Origin of the sequence: Pseudoalteromonas citrea (assembly GCF_000238375.3) — a bacterium.
GTDB lineage: Bacteria > Pseudomonadota > Gammaproteobacteria > Enterobacterales > Alteromonadaceae > Pseudoalteromonas > Pseudoalteromonas citrea.
The window spans coordinates 1-1,140 of sequence record NZ_AHBZ03000009.1 but is presented as its reverse complement, the minus strand read 5'-3'; the positions used below and the strand labels follow the sequence as shown (position 1 = coordinate 1,140).

Annotated in this window: 1 protein-coding gene; it reads left to right on the top strand. The window is 45.7% G+C overall.

Annotated features, from left to right (window positions below; genetic code table 11):
- A partial coding sequence (tuf, locus tag PCIT_RS00050) for an elongation factor Tu (protein WP_010368286.1) occupies positions 1-1,107 on the top strand: 1,107 nt, incomplete at its 5' end.
- Between the last annotated feature and the right edge of the window lie 33 nt (positions 1,108-1,140).

Here is a 1,140-nt window from a genome sequence, read left to right as displayed (position 1 = left end):
ACCCTAACTGCAGCAATCACTAACGTACTTGCAAAAGTATACGGTGGTGAAGCAAAAGACTTCGCAGCAATCGATAACGCTCCAGAAGAGCGTGAGCGTGGTATCACAATTTCAACGTCTCACGTTGAGTACGATACACCGACTCGTCACTACGCACACGTAGATTGTCCAGGACACGCGGATTATGTTAAAAACATGATCACTGGTGCTGCACAAATGGACGGCGCAATCCTAGTAGTTGCTGCAACTGACGGTCCTATGCCACAAACACGTGAGCACATCCTACTTTCTCGTCAGGTTGGCGTACCTTACATCATCGTATTCATGAACAAATGTGACATGGTTGATGACGAAGAGCTACTTGAGCTAGTAGAGATGGAAGTTCGTGAACTTCTTTCAGAATACGACTTCCCAGGTGATGACTTACCACTAATCGCAGGTTCAGCGCTTAAGGCGTTAGAAGGCGAGAAGCAGTGGGAAGACAAGATTGTAGAGCTTGCAGAAGCACTAGATTCTTACATTCCAGAGCCAGAGCGTGACATCGATAAGCCATTCATCATGCCTATCGAAGACGTATTCTCAATCCAGGGTCGTGGTACAGTAGTAACTGGCCGTGTTGAAGCTGGTATTGTAAACGTGAACGACGAAGTTGAAATCGTAGGTATGAAAGAAACTACGAAGACAACTTGTACGGGTGTTGAGATGTTCCGTAAGCTTCTAGACGAAGGTCGTGCGGGTGAGAACATTGGTGCACTTCTACGTGGTACTAAGCGTGAAGACGTTGAACGTGGTCAAGTACTAGCGAAGCCTGGTTCAATCACACCACACACGAAGTTCACTTCAGAAGTATACGTACTTTCGAAAGATGAAGGTGGTCGTCATACTCCATTCTTCAAAGGTTACCGTCCACAGTTCTACTTCCGTACAACTGACGTAACAGGTAACGTTGAGTTACCAGAAGGCGTAGAAATGGTAATGCCTGGTGATAACATCAAGATGACTGTAGATCTAATCGTACCAATCGCGATGGACGAAGGTTTACGCTTCGCTATCCGTGAAGGTGGTCGTACAGTTGGTGCTGGTGTTGTTGCAACTATCGTTGAGTAATATCGACTATAGTTAATGCAAACGCATTAATAA